This is a genomic window from Microbulbifer taiwanensis, from assembly GCF_014904815.1.
Classification (GTDB): Bacteria; Pseudomonadota; Gammaproteobacteria; order Pseudomonadales; family Cellvibrionaceae; genus Microbulbifer; species Microbulbifer taiwanensis.
The window spans coordinates 38226-59430 of sequence record NZ_JACZFR010000016.1 but is presented as its reverse complement, the minus strand read 5'-3'; the positions used below and the strand labels follow the sequence as shown (position 1 = coordinate 59430).

General features: G+C 62.8%; 17 protein-coding genes and 1 tRNA gene. 9 read left to right on the top strand and 9 right to left on the bottom strand.

What is annotated here, in order from left to right; translation table 11 throughout:
- On the bottom strand, positions 1-501 hold the full coding sequence (locus IG627_RS05955) for a hypothetical protein (RefSeq protein ID WP_226864770.1): 501 nt from the start codon (positions 499-501) through the stop codon (positions 1-3).
- 477 nt (positions 502-978) lie between these two features.
- On the opposite strand from IG627_RS05955, the gene IG627_RS05950 reads away from it, so the two are divergent.
- Entirely contained in the window at positions 979-3681 is a 2703-nt protein-coding gene (locus IG627_RS05950; RefSeq protein WP_193191005.1) for a family 20 glycosylhydrolase, read from the top strand.
- 95 nt (positions 3682-3776) lie between these two features.
- Here the strand turns inward: IG627_RS05950 and IG627_RS05945 are convergent, their stop codons facing one another.
- Entirely contained in the window at positions 3777-4460 is a 684-nt protein-coding gene (locus tag IG627_RS05945; protein ID WP_193191002.1) for a class I SAM-dependent methyltransferase, read from the bottom strand.
- Between the two features lie 81 nt (positions 4461-4541).
- On the opposite strand from IG627_RS05945, the gene IG627_RS05940 reads away from it, so the two are divergent.
- The 3 genes from IG627_RS05940 (at position 4542) to tadA (ending at position 7499) form a co-directional block, all read left to right on the top strand.
- Entirely contained in the window at positions 4542-6176 is a 1635-nt protein-coding gene (locus IG627_RS05940; protein ID WP_193191000.1) for a GMC family oxidoreductase, read from the top strand.
- A complete protein-coding gene (locus IG627_RS05935; RefSeq protein WP_193190996.1) occupies positions 6173-6976 on the top strand; it encodes a putative RNA methyltransferase in 804 nt (267 codons plus the stop codon). Before IG627_RS05940 ends, IG627_RS05935 begins: the two co-directional genes overlap by 4 nt.
- 67 nt (positions 6977-7043) lie before the next feature.
- On the top strand, positions 7044-7499 hold the full coding sequence (gene tadA / locus IG627_RS05930) for a tRNA adenosine(34) deaminase TadA (protein WP_193190994.1): 456 nt from the start codon (positions 7044-7046) through the stop codon (positions 7497-7499).
- Between the two features lie 123 nt (positions 7500-7622).
- Here the strand turns inward: tadA and IG627_RS05925 are convergent, their stop codons facing one another.
- Complete coding sequence (locus IG627_RS05925; RefSeq protein ID WP_193190992.1) at positions 7623-8726, bottom strand: glycosyltransferase family 25 protein; 1104 nt, start codon at positions 8724-8726, stop codon at positions 7623-7625.
- 560 nt (positions 8727-9286) lie between these two features.
- Here IG627_RS05925 and IG627_RS05920 point away from each other — a divergent pair.
- A complete protein-coding gene (locus IG627_RS05920) occupies positions 9287-10486 on the top strand; it encodes a multidrug effflux MFS transporter (RefSeq protein ID WP_193190990.1) in 1200 nt (399 codons plus the stop codon).
- 138 nt (positions 10487-10624) lie between these two features.
- Here IG627_RS05920 and IG627_RS05915 read toward each other — a convergent pair.
- Positions 10625-10711: transfer RNA gene (locus IG627_RS05915), tRNA-Leu, on the bottom strand.
- A 140-nt stretch (positions 10712-10851) separates the two neighbouring features.
- Here IG627_RS05915 and queA point away from each other — a divergent pair.
- From queA to secF, 4 genes are all read left to right on the top strand, one after another.
- Positions 10852-11892, top strand: a complete 1041-nt coding sequence (gene queA / locus IG627_RS05910; RefSeq protein WP_193190988.1) for a tRNA preQ1(34) S-adenosylmethionine ribosyltransferase-isomerase QueA — start codon at positions 10852-10854, stop codon at positions 11890-11892.
- A gap of 96 nt (positions 11893-11988) precedes the next feature.
- Positions 11989-13104: a tRNA guanosine(34) transglycosylase Tgt gene (tgt, locus tag IG627_RS05905; RefSeq protein ID WP_193190985.1), complete on the top strand. Its 1116-nt coding sequence runs from the start codon at positions 11989-11991 to the stop codon at positions 13102-13104.
- Positions 13105-13441: 337 nt separating this feature from the next.
- The gene (gene secD, locus IG627_RS05900) at positions 13442-15310 is read left to right on the top strand and encodes a protein translocase subunit SecD (RefSeq protein WP_193190982.1); all 1869 of its coding nucleotides are present in this window, start codon (positions 13442-13444) and stop codon (positions 15308-15310) included.
- Between the two features lie 10 nt (positions 15311-15320).
- On the top strand, positions 15321-16322 hold the full coding sequence (gene secF, locus IG627_RS05895) for a protein translocase subunit SecF (RefSeq protein ID WP_193190980.1): 1002 nt from the start codon (positions 15321-15323) through the stop codon (positions 16320-16322).
- Between the two features lie 61 nt (positions 16323-16383).
- Here the strand turns inward: secF and IG627_RS05890 are convergent, their stop codons facing one another.
- The 5 genes from IG627_RS05890 to pyrC all read right to left on the bottom strand — a co-directional run bounded on the left by IG627_RS05890 (position 16384) and on the right by pyrC (position 21024).
- Positions 16384-16581 (bottom strand): hypothetical protein, encoded by a 198-nt coding sequence (locus tag IG627_RS05890; protein ID WP_193190978.1) that lies wholly within the window; start codon positions 16579-16581, stop codon positions 16384-16386.
- A gap of 161 nt (positions 16582-16742) precedes the next feature.
- Entirely contained in the window at positions 16743-16943 is a 201-nt protein-coding gene (locus tag IG627_RS05885; protein ID WP_193190976.1) for a hypothetical protein, read from the bottom strand.
- 76 nt (positions 16944-17019) lie between these two features.
- Positions 17020-18933: an extracellular catalytic domain type 1 short-chain-length polyhydroxyalkanoate depolymerase gene (locus IG627_RS05880; protein ID WP_226864768.1), complete on the bottom strand. Its 1914-nt coding sequence runs from the start codon at positions 18931-18933 to the stop codon at positions 17020-17022.
- A gap of 129 nt (positions 18934-19062) precedes the next feature.
- Positions 19063-19734, bottom strand: coding sequence for a ribonuclease T (gene rnt / locus IG627_RS05875; protein WP_193190974.1), 672 nt, complete (start codon positions 19732-19734; stop codon positions 19063-19065).
- 258 nt (positions 19735-19992) lie between these two features.
- A complete protein-coding gene (pyrC, locus tag IG627_RS05870) occupies positions 19993-21024 on the bottom strand; it encodes a dihydroorotase (protein WP_193190972.1) in 1032 nt (343 codons plus the stop codon).
- Positions 21025-21205: the final 181 nt, after the last annotated feature.

Genomic DNA, 21205 nt, shown 5'->3' with positions numbered 1-21205 from the left:
TCAGAACTCGTACTCGAACGAGAACTTGAACTTGTCGTCGGACAGGCGCACATCGTAATCCACCGCCTTGCCGATCCTGCCGTGACCGTCGGTATAGCGCAGCAGGCCGCTGTTGAGGTTGCGCCTGTTTTGCTCGCGGTAGGTCTGCCAGCCCATCTTCAGGATCTCGTTGAGGGCCTTGCCGCCGGTGGTGGGTTTGAACTTGTCCGGGTTGGTGTGCATCTGCAGCCACTGGTAGTTCAGGCGTCGCTGCACAGTGCCCATGGAGTTGTTGCGCAGGTTCTCGGCGGCCTCGTACAGGGCCGCATTGTCCATGCCAAAGGCGCTGTCGATAAAAAAGGCGTTGTCGGCCTGCAGGTTCAGGGCGCTGGAGGAGTCGGGAATAAACAGGTCGTCGGCGAGGCAGGTGCTGGCAGCGGGAAACAATAGCAGGCCAAACACGACTGGCAGGTGTTTGCTGGGACGGAATCGAAAACTGCCGAATTCCTTTGAGCGTTCCATTGTGTCTACCCCGGGGTGTTTACTTCTTAGGCAAACGACCGCTCAGCAGTCGTTGAATTTATTATGGTTCACCCTTAATGAACTGTTGTATCTCATAACCTCGGCGCCTATTGCAACCTGAATTTGTGGATACTCCCTGAAAACCGGTCATTGTGCTGCAGGCCGCATCTTTGCTGGTTTTTCTCATTGTTGCCCATTCGGTCGGGGCGGTGCGAAGGAGTGCGCCAAAGTTTCTTATTGTTGCTTACACAATACCGCCTCCCTTTTTATAAAAACTTGATCTAGGTCTCCGAATTGACCGACGCTAAGAAGGGTGGGGACCCGGCGGTCCATGGCGCTGCCGGGCCTTTGCTCGACACTGCTTATACCTTCGCAGGTGGGGGGTTGGACTCCATCAGATGGGGGAGGGTAAACATGTTGACAGCGTTGTCTTTTTCGCTATGGTGGCGTCTACCGACAAAGAATAAGAGAAGAGACATGACCCGCGCCTCGCTTTTCCTGACCCTGGCCCTCGGCGGCCTCTTATCGGCCTGCAGCCAGCCGGAGCGCGGAGAAGTCTCCGCCGCCGGGCTGATTGCGCAGAACTTCTCCGTCACCCAGGAGGTGCTGACCAACTTCCAGGGCGTGGACGCCGCGCTGCGCGCCGACTGCAAGCGCGCCGGTGGCAGTGGCGCCATCTGCTCGACCTACCGTATTTCGCTGCTCAATCAGGGCCCGGCCATCTCCGCCGAACAGCGCGACTGGACCCTCTACTTCCACAGTATCCGCCGCACTTTCAACCTGCGGAACCGCGATGATTTCACGCTGGAGCACGTCAAGGGCGATCTGCACCGCCTGGTCCCGACCATCAGTTTTGCCGGTATCGGCGCCGGTGAGGCCCTCGAGTTGGATTTCCTCGCCGAGAACTGGATGCAGTTTGAGTCGGACTTCATGCCGCGGTTGTTTGTCGTCGACGGGGAGGGAGAGGCCCATGTGATTGCCTCCACCGACAGCGACAGCATCGACGGGCTGGTGCTGCCGATAAACCGCAATAATCCGGACAACTGGAAGCGCACCTCGGCCGATGCCAACCAGCTCGCCTCCGCCACCAGCCGCTATGCGGATTTCAACGCTGCTTCACCGCTGCAGGGTGACAGCTGGCGCGCGCGGATAATTCCGCAACCGCTGACAGTCGAGGTGACCGGCGAGCCGGTGGCGCTCGGAACCGGCATAGCCGTGGATGCGGGTCCGCTGCAGAGCCCGAGCCTGCACGCCTTCCGCCAGCGCCTGGAGCAGCTGCAGCTGGCACCCACCGGCCCCGGCGCCTTTTCGGTGCGGGTGGATATAGATGAGAGCAGATTCGACGGGAAAACGGCGGGAGCCTACCGGCTTGACGTGGGCGAGCGCAGTGCGCAGATTCTCGGCTTCGACCAGGCTGGCGCCTTTAATGGTCTGCAGTCCCTGCTGGCCCTGGTAGATGTAAAGAGCCGCACCCTGGCGCGGGCCCGGGTTGAGGATGCACCGCGCTTCCAGCACCGGGGCCTCTTCCTGGATGTGGGACGCAACTTCCACAGCAAAGATGTGGTGCTGAAGCTGCTGGACCAGATGGCTGCCTACAAGCTCAACCGCTTCCACTTCCACCTGTCCGACGACGAGGGCTGGCGCCTGGAAATCCCCGGTCTGCCGGAGTTGACGGAAGTGGGCGGCAAGCGCTGCTTCGACCCGAGCGAGACCCGGTGCCTGCTGCCACAGCTGGGTTCCGGCCCCGACTCCGACAACAATGGCAGCGGTTACTTCAGCGTCGACGACTATATCGAGATAGTGCGCTATGCCAGGGCGCGGCATATCGAGGTGATTCCCGAATTCGATATGCCGGCCCACGCACGCGCCGCGGTGGTGGCGATGGAGGCGCGCTACAAAAGACTGGTGGACGAATTGCCGGAACAGGCGGCCGAGTACCGGTTGGTAGATCCCGAAGACAACACCCAATACCTGTCGGTGCAGTTCTACGACGACAGCTATATCAACCCCTGCATCGATTCCACCTATCGCTTCGTCGGCAAGCTGATTCGCGAGGTGCAGGCCATGCATCGGGCGGCCGGCGCTCCCCTGGCCAGCTGGCACTTCGGCGGCGATGAGGCGGTGAATATCCTCGCCGCTGACAGCTTCGAGGATGCGCCCGGCAATGATCCGGAGAAGGGCGATGCGCCGGCGGCGGCGCGCCAGAAGCCCTGGAGCCAATCGCCGGCCTGCCAGAAGCTGGTGGCCAGTGGCGAGGTGGACGCCATCGACGAACTGGGCGAGCTCTACGCCAGGCGCGTCAGCGACCTGGTGGCCGACGCCGGCATCCCCACCATGGCTGCCTGGAACGACGGGGTCAAACGTATAGAGGACGCCGGCGAGGAGCTGGCAACTGAAGAGAACTACGTCAACTCCTGGGCGCCGCTCTTCTGGGGCGGCGGCGACGAGAGCGCGCACCTGGCTGAAGCCGGTTTCGAGGTGGTGCAGTCCCACTCGGACTTCCTCTACTTCGATATGCCCTACGAGGTGGATCCGAAGGAGAGCGGCTACTACTGGGCCTCGCGCTATATCGATACCCAAAAGACCTTCAGTTACGCGCCGCTGAATACCGCCCAGCTGGCAGAGGTATCCACCGACCGCGACGGCAATGCCTGGTCCGCGACAGCACCGGCAGCGGACTTCGCCGAGCGCGTGCGCGGTATCCAGGGGCAGCTTTGGAGTGAGGCGGTGCGCACCGATGCGCAGGTGGAATATATGATCTTCCCGCGCCTGCTGGCCCTGGCAGAGCGCGCCTGGCACCGGGCGGACTGGGAGCTGTCGCCGGTTGCAGGGCAGCAGTTTTCCGCCGAGACCGACACTGTGGACAAAGCGGCGCTCGCCGCCGACTGGCGCGAATTTGCCGCAACTGTTGGCAACAAGGAGCTGCTGAAACTGGACCTGGGTGGCGTGGGCTATCGGATACCGGTACCAGGCGCGGTGAGTGAGGGGGGCGAGCTGAAGATGGCGCTGCCTTTCCCGGGGCTGCCGCTGGAATACTTCGACGGCGACCACTGGCAGCCGGTGGACGGAGAAATCCTGGCGGAGGGGGTAAGGGCAGTGCGCGCCCGCAGCGCCGGCGGCCGCCGCGCCGGCCGCGCGGTGGAGCTGGCGCTGCCGCAGCCGGCAACAGCGCAGCGCTGATCCCGACATCTACCGCGGCCAGGGGCGGACGGCCGACCCTGCAGGAGCGGCGGGTCGTCCGTCCGCCTATGGCCGCGATCGGATTATCCGCCTCCCTAAAGCCTCCCGCACAGAATCAGCGATGCCGGCCTGCCGGTCTCCGGGTGCAGAGGCTCCCGCAGCTGCACCAGTGCCATATCATTGCGCTGGAACATCTCGATCCAGGTCTCCAGGGTGCGGAAATACCAGGGTGCCGGGTCGCTGAAGTCTTCGCTGAAGCCGGCCCAGGAGCCGGGCCGCCAGCCGTCGCGGTAGTCGCCATCGGCACAGGCGGCCAGCGGATGCAGCGTCTGTACAAGCAGGTGCCCGCAGGGGTTCAGCAGCTCCCGCGCCGCGGTAAACAATCCCTCCACCGACTCTTTTCCCAGCAGTGAGAAGTTGCACACCAGCAGGTCGAATCGCTGTCGCAGCTCACCGGCCGCCAGTGCCTCATAGGAGAGCAACCGGTAGTGCTCCTGCGGCCCGGCGCGCCTCTGAGCGGCCTCCACCAGTTCCGCTACCGCGTCAATGCCCCAGACTTCTACGCCTTCAGCCGCCAGCTCCCGCGCCAGCCAGCCCTCACCGCAGCCGATGTCCAGCACGCTGGCGGGTCGGTGCGCCAGGGCGGCGGCTACAATTGCAGCGTCCGTGACCAGTCTGCGGCTGGCGATGGCGGCGCCGTCGACGGCGCGGATCCAGGGTGCGGCATTCCTGTGCCAGCTGTGTAATATCTTTTTATCACTGAATTCGGAATCACTCATGGGTTTGCACCGCGCGGCCTGTGACATGACTGCGATCGAGTGTACCGTCTGTTTGGCAGAATGGATAAGAGAGAAAACAATATGCCCCGTCAAATGGTGTTCGACTATGTGATCGTCGGCGGCGGTTCTGCCGGCTGCGTGCTCGCCAACCGGCTCAGCGCCGATGAACAGCACCGCGTCTGCCTGCTGGAGGCGGGGCCGGTGGATCGCAGCCTCTTGATCTCGATACCCGCCGGGATCGGCTACCTGCTGCCCGGCAAGCGCTACAACCTGCACCACTACACAGAACCACAGCAGCAGCTGAACGGGCGCCGTCTCTTCTGGCCGCGCGGGCGCACCCTGGGGGGCAGCAGTTCCATCAATGCGATGCTCTACATTCGCGGCAGCGGCGCCGACTACGACGCCTGGGAGGCGGCGGGCAATCCCGGTTGGGGCTGGCGCGACCTGTTGCCGTACTTCCTGATGTCCGAGGGCAATGAGCACGGCAGCGATGCCCACCACAGCGGCTACGGCCCGCTGGCGGTATCGGACCTGAAATGGAAAACAAAAGCGGGGATTGCCTTCGTGCGCGCGGCCCAGTCTGCCGGCCACCGCCTCAACAACGACTTCAACGGCAGCCAGCAGAACGGCGTCGGCTTTTACCAGGTGACTCAGAAACACGGCCGTCGCTGTTCCTCGGCAGCGGCCTACCTGCACCCGGTTAAAAGCAGACCCAATCTCAGCGTTTTCACCCGCAGCCAGGCCGCGCGCCTGCTGTTCAAGGGTGACCGCGTGACTGGCGTGGAGCTATTGAACGGCAAGCGCATACTGGCGAACAAGGAAGTATTGCTGTGCGCCGGCGCGATACAGTCACCACAACTGCTGCTGCTCTCCGGTATAGGGCCGGAGGCAGAGCTGAAAAAGCACGGAATAGTGCCCCAGGCGCACCTGCCGGGTGTCGGTGGGAATCTGCAGGACCACCTGGATATCACCCAGGTGGTGGAGGCCTCGCAACCGGTCACCTTTTCCGACTCCCTCTGGCCGAAAATCCTGACCGCCCTGCGCCTGCCGGAGTTTCTGTTCGCCAACCGCGGTCCGCTCACCAACAATGTGGCCGAGGCCGGCGGTTTTGCCTGCTCCAGCCGCGCCGGTGGGCAGCCGGATATCCAGTTTCACTTTTCCTCCGCGCCATTGTTCGAGCACGGCCTGAAAAAATTCGGCGGTTATGGCTACTCCCTGCACGCCTGCGCACTGAGGCCCAGGAGCCGCGGTGAAATTACCCTGGCCAACCGCGATCCGCGCTCGCAACCATTGATTCAGCCCAACTACCTGAGTGATCCCGAGGATATGGCAGTGATGATGGAGGCCTTTGAGATGGCCCGCGACATACTGCTGACATCGGGCTTGCAGCAGTACCACAAGCACTGGTGGAGCCCGGAAAAGTCGCTGCGCAGCAAAGTATCCATCAAGCGCTTTATCCGCAGCCGTGCGGAGACCATCTATCACCCGGTGGGCACCTGCAAAATGGGTTCCGATGAACTCGCCGTGGTGGATTCGCAGTTGAAAGTACACGGTGTCGATGGACTGCGCGTGGTGGACGCCTCCATAATGCCCACCCTGATCAGCGGCAACACCAATGCACCGGTGATCGCCATCGCGGAAAAAGCCGCGGACCTGATACTGGGCAAACAGTCGGCCCCGCAATTCGTACATACCGAAGTTTTGGAAACAGAATGATCTGGCAATGCCCCGTCTGTCAGTTACCACTGCAACTCGGCGACAGTAGTTGGCGCTGCGCCGACAGGCACAGCTATGACTGTGCCCGCGAGGGGTACGTCAACCTGCTGCCGGTCAACCGCAAGCGCAGCAAGGAGCCCGGCGATTCGGCGGAAATGCTGCAGGCGCGGCGGCGCTTTCTCGAGGCGGGCCACTACCGGCCACTTGTTGAGGCGATAGTGGCCCTGCTGCCCTATGCACCGGGGCACCAGCTGCTGGATATCGGCTGCGGCGAGGGCTTTTATCTCCGCGGGCTGCAGGGCGGAGGCTGGCCGGCACAGGCGCTGGCCGGCGTGGACATCGCCAAGGCCGGTGTGCGCATGGCGGCGAAAAGCCAGCCCGGCGTGCAGTTTGTAGTGGCCAGCAATATCGAACTGCCGCTGGCGCGGGACAGCGTCGACCACCTGCTGCGGATCTTCGCGCCGGCCCCGGATGACGAAATGGGCCGGGTGCTGAACCCGGGCGGCTCGCTGCTGGATGTGTCGCCGGGGCCCGAGCACCTGTGGCCGCTGAAGGAGGCTCTCTACGATGAGCCGCGTCGCCATCCACCGCCCAAGCCGGTGGCGGGTTTCGCGCCGGAAGTGGAGGTGCGCTGCTGTTTTCCGTTCAAGCTGCACGGCCGCGAGGCCATCGCGGATTTCCTGAAAATGACGCCATTCGCCTGGAAGGGTAACAGCGACGTGCGCCGCGAGTTGGAGTTGCGGGACAGCCTGAAGCTGGAGGCGGACTTCGTGGTGCGGCGTTTGATCAGCAAAAGATGACTGCGCACATATTCGGGGAGGGACTCCGCCCGTCCCACTTCGGAGTCGCGAATAATCGAAGGAATTTATGGCAACCCCGAGAGATTACGGATTTATGCGCCGCGCACTGGAGCTGGCGGAAATTGCCGGCGAGCGCGGCGAGGTGCCGGTGGGCGCGGTGCTGGTGCGTGAGGGAAAGATTATCGGCGAGGGCAGCAACCGCCCGATCGGCAACTGCGATCCCAGTGCCCACGCGGAGATCATCGCCCTGCGCCGTGCGGCAGAGGAGATGCAGAATTACCGCCTGCCGCAGACCACCCTCTATGTGACCATTGAGCCCTGCACCATGTGTTTCGGCGCCATGGTGCACGCGCGTGTTGGCCGGCTGGTTTACGGCGCTACCGAGCCCCGCGCCGGTGCTGTGGAGAGCCGTCTGAATTTGAGTGAAGCCGATTTCTTCAATCACAGGATTGAAGTGGCGTCCGGTGTAATGGCCGAGGAAGCCAGTAATCTGGTCCGGACGTTTTTTCGGGGTCGACGCTGATATGCCGATTGCCTTTCTGCTTAACAGCCTCCGGGTGCGGTGACGGTGGTGATTCACCTCGAGCGTTGGACGGCCTCTTTCATGTACCTGAAGATGCAGGAATACTGGAGAGACTGAGCCGCGTTACCGTTTCATCCTGGCGGTTCGTCCGGTCCTGCCCTGCGGTTTCTGCGCCGGGTAGAAGTCTCCAGCATGCCGGCGCAAATAGTAGTGCCGCTCCAGGCTGCGCCAGAGTTTGCCCAGTGGGTGCAGCCAGTAGATCCAGGGGGCGACCCTGTCCCTGTGCACATTGGATTTCTGGATACTCGATTCGTGTTCCGTCTCCCACAGCAGATGTGGCTCCACGCCGTAGAGGCGCAGGTCATACTGCCAGAAGTGGTCGAACAGTTTGTCTATGGGCTCGAAAATGCGACTGCCGTAGCCCAGTACCTTTTCCATGCCGGCGCGGTTGATCAGGTAGCCCTGGGCACCGCACCAGCCGCGCTCGGGTCGCACCAGCTGGTGGCTGCCGCCCGCGAGCGGCTGGACTTCCCTGCGTTTGCGCACCTTGAGTCCCATCAGGCGCACCATCTCCACCTCTTCCGGCAGCTGTTCCAGCTCGGCCAGCACCCGGCCGAACTCGGGTTCGAGGTGCACGTCGTCCTCGAGTATGCAGACGCGTTCCAGTCCCGATTCATAGGCCCGGCGTATCGCGCGCAGGTGCGCCAGGTAGCAACCCACCTCGGAATTCTTCAGCTCGCAAAGGTGGCGCCAGCGGGTGGTGGCGTTGGCGATGCGCTCGCCCGGTTCCAGGGTGGGCACGCCATTGCGGCCGTCGACTCCTGCGATGGTACACGCCGGCAGTCGCTGTTTTTTCAGGGTTGTCATCAGCGAGCGCGCCGACTCACCTTCCGCGGCCAGGGTGATCACCCAACAGGGGGTGTTGGCCGCATAGGGGGACAGCTGCCTGGTAGGGCGTTTGAGGCTGGGGCGCTCCCGATCCCGCAGTGCTTTTTTACGCGGGCGCACCTGGGGATGCGGCCGGCGGGCCCGTTCGGGTTTTGCCGCCGCGGCCCGGTGCCGGTGGCCGCGGGATTCGGCGGCTGTCACCCCTGCCGGAGCCGGCGATCGGCCGAGCAGAATATTGATCAGCAGGTTACCCAGGTCCCGGTAGTGGGGTGGGCTGGAGATACGGTTGAATGAGCGTCTCAGGGTTGCGGCTACCCTGCGGTGTCTGGACTGGTTCATTTTTCCCGGCCACCTGCGGTGTGGCGGGGGGCGGTGGCAACTGTGCAAATCGCTGCCGGTTGGGGAAGTTGTCCGTCGTGCATCTTGATCACCTGTTCTGCAATACCGTCGCCAGCCTGGGGCGACGGATCCAGTGGTTGCTACTGCGGTCCGTGATCGAGCAACGTTCAACGACTAGGTCGAATTTCCCTGTATCTGATACTGGATATTAATGACTGACTGATTGGTCTACTGGGTTTCGGCAGGTGGCCGGCTGGCGCGCGGCGCTGTGGGGATGCGGTCTGGGGATTCTCGAAGGGACTTCATTCCGATACCTACCGTCTTGTTTTGTTTTTACGTCTTTGGTCGGGCCCTGAAGTCTAACTCTAACGTGGATGGCCATACCGGAATTGGTTCAATCTTTAGGAGGTGAAATGGCAAAGATCGTCAGTGTCGCCAAAGTCTGACCTATATGTGGGTCTTGGTAACGCTCTCTATCCTGATAGAATCCCGCTTCACGCCTGAGCGTTCCTCCATGACTAAGTCAGGGCCGGGTGGTATTCAGCAATAGGAAGTTTGTTATGAAGTCGGATCTGGTCAGGATGGCGTTGATTCTCGGGCTCCTGAGTTGCGTGGGCCCCTTTGCGATCGATATGTATCTGCCGGCGCTGCCGTCGATTGCCGAGAGTCTCGGCGCGCCGGTGGAGGCCACCCAGTACACGCTGATGTCCTACTTCGTGGCCTTCGGCGTCTGCCAGCTGTTCTACGGGCCCGCCTCGGATATGTTCGGGCGCAAACCGCCGCTCTATTTCGGCCTGGTGCTCTTCGCGCTGGCATCCATCGGTTGCGCCTTTGCCCCCAGTATCGAGTGGCTGATCGCACTGCGCTTTGTGCAGGGTGTCGGCGCCGCCTCGGTGATGTCCATTCCGCGGGCGGTGATCCGCGACCGCTACACCGGCACCGAGGCCACGCGACTGATGACCACGGTGATGCTGGTGATTTCCATCTCGCCGATGTTGGCGCCGCTGGCCGGCAGCGCGCTGATAGGCCCCTTCGGCTGGCCGTCGGTATTCATTGCCGTGGCCCTGGCGACCGTCGCCAGTATGGTGCTCACCGGCGTCGGCCTGCCGGAGACACTGCCGCCGGCGGAGCGGGTACCGTTTAAATTCAGTGCCATGACCGGGGCCTTCGCCACGCTGCTGCGCGATCCCGGCTACATGGGCCTGACCCTGATCGGCGGCCTGGGTATGTCGAGCTTCTTTGCCTTCCTGTCCACGGCCTCTTTCCTCTATACGGGCCACTATGGCCTGACGCCGACCCAGTTCAGCCTCGCCTTCGCACTGAATGCACTGGGCTTTTTCACTGCCAGCCAGTTCGCCGCCAATCTCGGCGAACGTTTCGGATCGGTGGTGGTGGTGCGCTGGGCGGTGGCCGGCTTTGCCGCCAGTGCATCACTGATGTGCAGCGTGATCGCGGCGGGATACGACAATTTTGCGCTGTTGGTGGGAATGCTGATAGTGACCAATGCCTTCCTCGGCCTGGTGATCCCGACCTCGATGGTGCTTTCCCTGGAGGAACACGGCCCCATTGCCGGCACCGCGGCGGCGCTGGGTGGTGCATTGCAGATGCTGCTCGGGGCCGTGGCGATAGTGATTGTCAGCCAGGTGTTCGACGGTACGCCGCTGCCGCTGGTGGCGGCTATCGCGGTTTGCGCGTTGTTGGCGTTGGGATTGTCGGTGCTGACGTTGCGGGGTGCCGCGCAGGTGGCGGTGCAGTCTTAATTCGCCCGGGCCGGCATCCAATACAAAACGGCAGGGCCGAAGGTGCCGTGAATACCCGGAGCGGCCGGACCAGCCGTTCTGCACAGCCGAAGGCTGCCTGAAATGAAAAAAGCCCGCAATTTGCGGGCTTTCTCGATTTGGTACCAGAGGCCGGACTCGAACCGGCACGCCCGTGAAGGCAACGGATTTTGAATCCGTCGTGTCTACCAATTTCACCACTCTGGCAGCGGCTCGAGGCTGTGGTTTGGCTGCCTCGACAAGGGGGACGATTATAGCCATGGGCGGTTAGCGGTCAACCGGATTTGGCGGCGGGGCGGCTTTCCGTTACTCTTCGCGCCCGACTGTTGACCGCCTAAACTGATGCCATGCGCCGCCAGGATTTCCACTTCGATCTGCCCGATGAACTGATTGCCCGCGCGCCGGCGAAGGAGCGCCGCGGCAGCCGCCTGCTGTGCTTGGATGGGCCCAGTGGTGACATAGAACACCGGCAGTTTGCCGAGCTGGCCGATCTGGTGGATGCCGGCGACCTGCTGGTATTCAACGATACCCGGGTGATACCAGCGCGCCTGTTCGGGCGCAAGGCCAGTGGCGGCAGGCTGGAGATACTGATCGAGCGGGTGCTGGACGAGCACCGGGCGCTGGCCCATATCCGTTCCAGCAAGTCCCCCAAGCCCGGCAGCGAGATATTGCTCGAGGACAATACGGCCCTGGAGATGGTGGCGCGCCACGAGGCGCTGTTCGAACTGCGCTTCCCACTGGAGGGGGCGCTGCCGGTGCTGGAGCGCCTGGGCCATATGCCGCTGCCGCCCTATATCGACAGGCCCGACGAGGTCTCCGATCGCGAGCGCTACCAGACGGTCTACAGCCGCGAGGCGGGCGCGGTGGCCGCACCGACGGCGGGGCTGCATTTCGATGATGAGATGCTGGATGCGCTGCGCAGCAAGGGCGTCGAGACTGCCTTTGTAACCCTCCACGTGGGCGCCGGCACTTTCCAGCCGGTGCGGGTGGACGACATTTTCGCGCACAAGATGCACAGCGAGGTGTTGAATGTGCCGGAATCCGTGTGCCGGGCGGTGGCGGACTGCCGCGCCCGCGGTGGCAGGGTGATCGCCGTGGGTACCACCAGTGTGCGCGCACTGGAGACCGCTGCTGCGAGCGGCGAGCTGCGGCCAACGGTGGGGGAGACGGATATCTTTATCTATCCGGGCTACAAGTTCCGCGTGGTGGACCGACTGATCACCAACTTCCACCTGCCCGAATCGACGCTGCTGATGCTGGTCAGCGCCTTCGCCGGCTACGAGCAGGCAATGAACGCCTACCGCGAGGCGGTGACAGAAAAGTACCGTTTCTTCAGTTACGGGGATGCGATGCTGATCGGCCGCAATCCCGACGTCAGCGATTGGTAGCCGTCTAGGATGGGCACACTAGGCTTTGCCCATCCTACAACTAGATCCCGAACCCCGAACAAAAACCAGGAGTTTCCATTGAGCCGCGAGTGCTTTATGCAGTTTGAGTTAGACACCACCGATGGCAAGGCCCGCCGCGGCCGCCTGCGTTTTCCCCGCGGGGTGGTGGAAACGCCGGCGTTTATGCCGGTGGGTACCTACGGCACTATCAAGGGCATGTTGCCGCGGGATGTAGAGGCTATCGGTGCACAGATCATTCTCGGCAATACCTTTCACCTGATGCTGCGACCGGGTACCGAAGTGGTAAAGGCCCATGGCGACCTGCACGATTTGATGCAGTGGTCGGGCCCGATTCTGACGGACTCCGGCGGTTTCCAGGTGTTCAGCCTGGGGAAGATGCGCAAGATCACCGAGGAGGGGGTCTCTTTCCAGTCGCCGGTTGACGGCAGCCCGGTGTTTATGGATCCCGAGGAATCCATGCGTGTACAGCGGGATCTGGGCTCGGATATCGTGATGATCTTCGACGAGTGCACCCCCTATCCGGCCACGCCGGATGAGGCGCGCAAGTCGATGGAGCTGTCCCTGCGCTGGGCTGGACGCTCCAAACAGGCCCACGGCGACAGCCCCTCGGCGCTGTTCGGCATAGTGCAGGGGGGCATGTACCCGGAACTGCGCGATATCTCCCTGCGCGGCCTGACCGAGATAGGCTTCGACGGCTATGCCATCGGCGGCCTTTCCGTGGGTGAGCCGAAGGAGGAGATGATTGCGGTATTGGATCACCTGGCCCACAGGATGCCGGCGGACAGGCCGCGCTACCTGATGGGGGTGGGCAAGCCGGAGGATATCGTCGAGGCGGTGCGTCGCGGCGTGGATATGTTCGACTGCGTGATGCCCACCCGCAATGCGCGCAACGGGCACCTGTTCACTGCCGGGGGCGTGGTCAAGATTCGCAACGCCAAACACCGCCACGATACGGGACCGCTGGAAGAGGGGTGTGACTGCTATACCTGCGAGCACTTCTCCCGCGCCTACCTGCACCACCTGGATCGCTGTGGCGAGATCCTGGGATCGCAGCTCAACACCATCCACAACCTGCGCCACTACCAGCGGCTGATGCAGGGCCTGCGCGATGCCATCGCCGCCGGCGAGCTGGAGATCTTCGTGGCGGAGTTCTACCGGCGCCTGGGGCGCGAGGTGCCGCCGCTGGCATAGAGTGCGGTGGATGTAGGAGCCTGCCTGCAGGCGATGGGGGCGGAGCTCCGCAGCTGTTCGCTTGCAGGGCAAGCTCCTACAGGTCACGATCGCCCGAGTCCCGAGTCCCGAGTCCCGAGTCCCGAGTCCCGAGTCCCGAGTCCCGAGTCCCGAGTCCCGAGTCCCGAGCCCCGAGTCCCGAGTCCCGAGTCTCGATTTGTACCCCAACCCTATCCCCGTATAATCGGCCCCCACCTGGGGGCTCCGCGCCTTGCAATCCACCGTTGGCGCCCGCATATCCCCCGACATTGCCAAGATTTACCGGCCGTGATGGCCGCACTACAACAATGAGAGCAGCATGAATCGCTACCCCTTCTGGAAGTACCTACTGATTCTCGCGGTTGCGGCCCTCGGCTTCCTGTACGCCGCGCCCAACCTCTACGCCCCGGATCCCGCCGTGCAGATTTCCGGCCAGTCCAGCGCCATGCAAGTGGAACAGGGCGTGCTCGACAGGGCGCAGCAGGCGCTGGACGAGGCGGGTATCGAGTACTTCGGCGGTGAAGTGGGGGACAAGGCGGTGCTGCTGCGCCTCAACTCCATCGAGGAGCAGCTGCCAGCCAAGCGCGCCATCCAGGAGGCACTGGGCCACAGCGACTATGTGGTGGCCCTGAACCTGGCCTCCACCACGCCGGATTGGCTGGCCAACATGGGCGCCAGCCCGATGAAGCTGGGCCTGGATCTTGCCGGCGGCGTGCACTTCCTGATGGAGGTCGACACCAACACCATCGTCAGGACCAATATGGAGGGCTATGCGCAGGATGTGAAGGCCAAATTGCGCGCGGCCAAGGCGCGCTACCGCAGTGTCGACCTGGTGGATGAGCGCGAAATCGTCGCGCGCTTCCGCAGCGATGAGCTGCGCGACCTGGCCGTTTCCACGCTGCGCAAGGAATTCCCGCAGCTGCAGCTGACCGAATCCGGTAGCGGCGACAACCTCGAGGTGCGCGCGACCCTGTCCGAACAGGAGATCAAGCAGCTGGAGGATTACGCGGTAACCCAGAACCTCACCACACTGCGCAACCGCGTCAACGAATTGGGTGTGGCCGAGCCGATAGTGCAACGCCAGGGCCGCAACCGCATCGTGGTGGAGTTGCCGGGCGTACAGGACACCGCCGAGGCCAAACGCATCATCGGCAAGACGGCCAACCTCGAGTACCGCATGGAAGCCCGCCCGGACACGCTGGTGACCAACAAGGAGTACTTCGAGTATCGCAATGAGCAGCAGCGCCAGGCGTACGGCGGCGCCTGGCTGGAGCGCAAGGTCATCATCAAGGGTGACCGCGTCACCGACGCCCGCGTCGGCTACGACGAGAGCGGCTTCCCGCAGGTGAATATCACCCTGGATTCCCGCGGCGGCGAACTGATGCACCGTGCCACCTGGAAGAATGTCGGCCGCCGCATGGGCACATTGTTTATCGAGAGCCGCTTCGTACCGGAAACCAAGGTGGACGCAGAGGGCAACGAAACCACGGTGCAGGTGCGCACCGACGACAAGAAAATCATCAGCCTGGCCACGGTGCAGAGCGCCCTTGGCCGCCAGTTCCGCATCACCGGCCTGGACAGCCCGGCGGAAGCCCAGGAGCTGGCACTGCTGCTGCGCGCCGGCGCCCTGGCCGCGCCCATGTACTTTGTCGAGGAGCGGGTAATCGGGCCGTCGCTCGGCGCAGACAATATCGAGGTGGGCGTGACCTCGGTGCAGATAGGCCTGCTGGCGGTGGTCTTCTTTATGCTGATCTCCTACCGGGTCTTCGGGCTCGCCGCCAATATCGCCCTGGCGATGAACATGGTGCTGTTGGTGGCGGTGATGTCGATACTCGGCGCCACCCTCACGCTGCCCGGTATCGCCGGTATCGTGCTGACCGTGGGTATGGCGGTGGATGCCAATGTGCTGATCTTCTCGCGAATACGGGAGGAACTCAGGAATGGCATGCCGCCCCAGTCGGCGATCACCGCCGGCTTCGATAACGCTTACAGCACCATCGTCGATGCCAACATCACCACCCTGATTGTCGCGGTGATTCTCTACGCGATCGGCTCGGGTCCGGTGCAGGGCTTTGCGGTGACCCTGTCTATCGGCATCCTGACCTCCATGTTCAGCGCCATCATGGGTACCCGCGCGCTGGTTAACCTGTTCTACGGCGGTCGCCGTGTGCAGAAGCTTTGGATTTAAGGGGTTGGCAATGAGCGAGAGCAAAGTGGAAAACGGCAAGATTACCGAGTACATGGGCAAGCGCGTGATCGATTTCATGCGCTGGCGCAAGCTGGCCGCGGCGGTATCCATCGCCATGGTGATTGCGGCCATCACTGCGCTGGCGATGAACGGCCTGCAGTTCGGCCTCGATTTTACCGGTGGTACCCAGATTGAAGTGGGCTACGAACAGGCACCGCGCATCGACGACGTGCGTAGCCAGCTGGATGCAGCCGGTTACGAAGGCGCCTCGGTGGTGCGTTTCGGTTCCGATCACGAAATCCTGATCAAGCTGCCGCCCGAGGTGGCCGAAGAGCAGACACAGGTCAGCGCCCGGGACGAAAAAGCCTCCCAATCCATCGGCGACAAGGTGGTGGCCGTGCTGGAGCAGAACTCCGCTGGCGATGTGGAACTGCGCCGTGTGGAGATGGTGGGTCCCCAGATCGGTGAGGAGCTGCGCGACGACGGCGGCCTCGGCATGCTGTTCGCACTGGTGGTGGTCATGGCCTATGTGGCGCTGCGCTTCCAGTACAAGTTTTCGGTCGGTGCCGTGGTGGCCCTGGCCCACGATGTGATCATTGTGCTGGGCTTTTTCGCCCTGCTCAGATTGGATTTCGACCTGACAGTGCTGGCGGCGGTGCTGGCTGTGATCGGTTACTCACTGAACGACACCATCGTGGTGGCGGACCGTATCCGCGAGAATTTCCGCAAGGTGCGCAAGGCGAGTTCCGAGGAAATTATCAATATTTCCATCAGCCAGACCCTGGGCCGTACCTTCATGACCTCGTTCACCACCTTGCTGGTGCTCTGGGCGCTGCAGTTCTTCGGCGGTGAGCTGATCCACAACTTCTCGCTGGCCCTGATCGTCGGCGTGGTAGTGGGTACCTATTCTTCCGTGTATGTGGCTGCAAACGTGCTGATGGCGATGAATATCACCAAGGAAGACCTGATGCCGCCGGTGAAGGAAGGGGCGGAGCTGGAGGAAATGCCCTGATCGAAGCGGCGATTGGCTAGTGGTCAGTGGTTAACGGTACCGGCCACTGACCATCGACCACTCAGGAAGCCCTTGGCTTCTTGCCCAGGGTGATATGTTTGGGGCCGGAGGTGTTGGTCTGCCCGCTCACGCCCTTGGGCACCTGCTGGATTTCACCACCCTTGGCGAGAAAGGCCTGCACCTGTTCCTCGATGCTCTCGCGGGTTTCTACGGAGGTGGGCTGCTTGCGTTTGGAAGCAGCGGAAGCTTTCTTGGCCACAATAAATTTCCGGTTCTATGCGTGAACCGGCCATTCTACACGAGTCTGCACAAAAAATCACCCGTCTGCCTAAAGGTCACTCAGCAACGGTTCTCGATGGCGAAAAACATTAAAAAGCCCGACTGGTCCACCGGGCTTGCCATTGTTTATGTCGCTGTAACTCAATTGGTCCTGTTTGACAGCCTCCACAGCCAGAGGCAGAGAACCAGCAGTAGGATAAACGCGATGGCGCTTGGCCAGGTGGGCACGGGTGCGCCGTCCAGTTGCAGCTGCGGTTGCGCTATCAGTCGCCACAACTGTCCCAGGGACATCAGACCGAACAATACGCTGGAAAGGCGCAGGCCGCACTTGGGGGAGTTCATACCTCATCTCCTCTGAATGGCAACGCTCTAATCTCGCAGATGATAGAGTCGCGCGGCTCCGTTTCCCTGCGATTTCTCAGGGGCAGGCCCCCATTTGCCAGCTGCTGCTGTCATCACTGTGCAGGGTGTTCCAGCCCCAGGTGGAGCCGGTCATTGGATCGTCGCTGCCACTGGCGAAGTAGTCCGGGGCCATGGGATTGCCGGTGCTGTAGGCGCGGCCGGCGGTCTTGTGGTAGTAGTTGTAGGTCGTCTGTTCGCTGCAGCTGCCGCCGCCACCACCTCCCCCGCTGCTGCCTCCACCTCCGGAACAGGCCACTTGCGGTCCCACGCAGGAGGCATCGTTGTCGCGCCATTCGCACTGGCCGCCGCCGATACTGTGCTCGTCCAGTCGGAAGGGGGTGGAGGAACCGTACTCCAGGTAGCAGTTGGCATAGGCGGTGTAGTCGAGGCGGCCGGCAGTGATATGGGAATCCAGTGTCGCGGTCGCGCCGGCGTCGATAGCGAAGGTAACGCTGGCGCTATCGTTGAGGCCGGTCAGGTCGGTGGCGGTAACCTGTGCACTGCCGTCGCCGCCAGGCAGGTCGCACTGCTCTGCACTGAAGGCGGTGCCGGTCACCGCGGCAATCACATCGCCGTTGGCAAATGCCACTAACACCGAGTCCAGGTCCTGGTTCACATCCACTACTGTGCCGCTGACGGTGACGCACTGGCCGCTGGCCTGCGCGGAGATTTCGCTCAACTCCGGCGCTGTTTCCGGCGGCTCGGGTCCCAAGCGCACCGTGTCGGCAAAGGGCAGGCTGCCGACACCGTCGTTGTCGGTGGCGACCACTGTGATTTCATAGAGATCGTCTGCCAGGGGCTCGCTGGTCAGGGAAAAAAAACCACTGCCGTCCACACCTCCGTTTGTGCTGGTGCTTTCTTCCGCTGCAATCGCGGTAAAAGAGGCTTCCACCTGGACGACGCTGCCCTCCGCATCACTGGCGGTACCGCTGACGAGTATGCGGTCGCCGCTGGTGCTGGTTTCCACATTGCTGAGTAGCGGCCCCTGGTTCCTGTCCACGCGCTTGTTGTTGTCGAGGAAAAACTGCCCCAGGTAACGGGCGTAGTTGATGCCGGCGCTGCTGATATAGCCTCCGCTTGCGCCTTCGCCGCCGGACCAGGAGTGATCGACACCGTTCAGCCACAGCATGGAGACGCGTCCATCTTCCCAGAGTGTTTCCTCTGCGCTGCGGCTGCCTTCGGAAAGCGTATTGGTGCCCGGCAATTGGTCGACGCCGTAGACGCCGGCCATGCCGCCGGCGTTCTGTTCGTTGTAGCAGCCATTGACGGTCGTATCGTTGGTGCCGTGGGCGATGGAGGCTATCTGGGTTTCGAAGTGAGTGGCGTAGCCAGCGGCGTAACTGTTGCAGCGGCTGGTGACGTCGGCGCTCTCACAGGGGCCCAGGGCGCCATTGGAACTGGTGCCGATGCTCGGCCCGGCGCTGACGCCGACGCCGGCGAATACGTCCGGCGCCAGGCAGGCGGTGGTGTTGGCAAAGCTGGCACCGGAGGAGAGGCCGGCGATATAGACCTGGTCCGGGTCTATATCGCGGGCGCCGTCCCCGGACATGGCATTGGCCAGATTGATCAGGTTTTTATAGTCACCGGCGGAGCGCGATCTGGTGCCCTGCCAGTAGGACCAGCAGCTGTAGCCTGCCTTGTTCATCGCGTCCGGTACCGCCACCACCATGCCGAACTCCTCGGCGGCGTCTTCCAGGTTGGCGGTCAGGTAGTTGTCGATCGGTTGCACGCAGCCGTGCAGTACTATCAGCAGCGACTTGCCTTCGCCGATCGCGGAATGGCTGTCGGGGGTGTAGATGTGTACCTTGCTGAAGCCGCCGATGGCGACATTCTGTTGCCAGCTGCCGGCGTGTCCGGCGGCGGCTGAGCAGAGCGCAAGGGCGAACAGCAGGCGGCGGAGCAGCCCGCGCCCGGGGTTGGGAGTCATCATCGCATTCACCTTTATTTTTATCGAATAGGCACCGGGCAGCCTAGAAGGGTGCCGCGGCGCTGGGAATGCGACCTTGGTTGTAGTCGGGGTTGTAGGAGTGGCGGGGTGCCCATCCGCTCCAGCAGGGGGTCAGTCTTCCCGCTCGGACTCCGCCGGCGACGGCAGCGGCCATCCGCCCATTTCCCGCCACTTGTTCACTATGCCGCAGAAGAGCTCGGCGGTTTTCTCCGCGTCGTACTCGGCGGAGTGGGCGCTGCTGTTATCGAATTCGATTCCGGCCACCTGGCAGGCCTTGGCCAGTACCGTCTGCCCATAGGCGAGGCCGGCGAGGCTGGCGGTGTCGAAGCAGGAGAAAGGGTGGAAGGGATTTCGCTTGATGCCACAGCGCTCCACGGCGGCGTTGATAAAGCCGAGGTCGAAGTGGGCGTTGTGGGCGACGACAACCGCGCGGGTGCAGCTGTGCTTTTTCACCGCGGTACGGATCTTGCGGAACATCTCCGGCAGGGCTATCTCTTCCGGCCAGGCGTCTCGCTCCGGGGATTCCAGGTCTATGCCGATAAAGTCCAGCGCCGACTGCTCAATATTGGCGCCCTCAAAGGGGTCCAGGTGGAAGCTGTGGGTCTCCTGCGGGAAGAGCACGCCGTTTTCATCCATATCGAGGATGACTGCGGAAATCTCCAGCAGGGCATCGGTGCGGGCGTTGAAGCCGCCGCTCTCCAGGTCGACCACCACCGGCAGGAAGCCGCGGAATCGCTGGGCGAGGGGGCTTTTTGGTCCTGTGGGCTCTTCGGCGGGGGTCACTTGGGGTCCTTAATTTGGTATTGAGTGGTTTTGTTCGAGTTTAGGGGCGGCCCTGCTGCCGGTGGCGTCTTGCGGGACACGCTGTAAATACATCCCTGCAGGCTCTAATCGGCATCCCTGCCTCATAAGGTCCCGCGAGACGCCACCGGCATCAGGGCCTTCCATTCAAGCTTCGGTATTCTTTCAAACTCTGGCCGTAGGGTGCGCCGTGCGCACCATTGGCCGGTCGGTGCGCACGGAGCACCCTGCGAGTCCCGGTCAGACCAGCTTCCAGTTCAATGTCTCACCGGCAGCCAGCGGAATCAGTGGCTCGCCACCCATATCCAGGCTTTCGGGCAGTGCCCAGGGCTGTTTCACCAGGGTGATGCTGCCCTCGTTGCGCGGCAGGCCGTAGAAGTCCGGGCCGAACTCGCTGGCAAAGCCCTCCAGCTTGTCCAGCGCACCGGCGCGATCGAAGGCCTCGGCGTAGAGCTCTATGGCGGCGAAGGCGGTGTAGCAACCGGCGCAGCCGCAGGCGGTCTCCTTCTTGCCCTGGCTGTGGGGTGCGGAGTCGGTGCCGAGGAAGAATTTCGGGTTGCCGCTGGTGGCCGCTTCGATCAGGGCGGATTGGTGGTAGCCGCGCTTCAGGATCGGCAGGCAGTAGTAATGGGGGCGTATGCCGCCCACCAGCATATGGTTGCGGTTGTACAGCAGGTGGTGCGCGGTGATGGTGGCGCCGACGCCGTCGCGGGCATTCTGCACAAACTCGGCCGCGTGGGCGGTGGTGATATGCTCCAGCACTATCTTCAGGCTCGGGAAGTCGTCCACCAGTCGCGACAGGGTCTTCTCGATAAACACCTGCTCGCGGTCGAAGATGTCGATGTCGGAGCTGGTCACTTCCCCGTGCAGCAGCAGCTTCATACCGCAGGCCTGCATGGCCTCCAGTGCCGGGTAGATATTGGCTATATCAGTGACGCCGGAGTCCGAGTTGGTGGTGGCGCCGGCGGGATAGAGTTTGGCGGCGATGACGCCGGCCTCGTGTGCCAGCCTGACCGTCTCGGCATCGGTCCTGTCGGTGAGATAGATTACCATCAGCGGCTCGAAGGGGTTGCCCTCGGGGATCTGCTCGCGGATGCGCAGCTGGTAGAAGAGGGCATCTTCGGCATCCACCACCGGTGGTACCAGGTTGGGCATGATGATGGCGCGGCGGAATTGACGTGCCGCATCGCCGACGGTGCGCTCCAGTGCGGCGCCGTCGCGCAGGTGGATATGCCAGTCGTCGGGGGCGCGAAGGGTGAGTTGCTCCGTCATAGCTTGTGGTCGGTGGCCGGTGGTGAGTGGTGGCGCGCATGCTACCGGAAGCGCGGGTAAATTGCGATGTGCCTGCTGTTTATAAAGTAGACAGTGCGCGAGGATAATCCCTTGCCGCTAGTCGTCCGGCTCCCGAGGCGCTACAATCGCGCCCCGAAAAAGGCAGCCCGACTGCCAATCC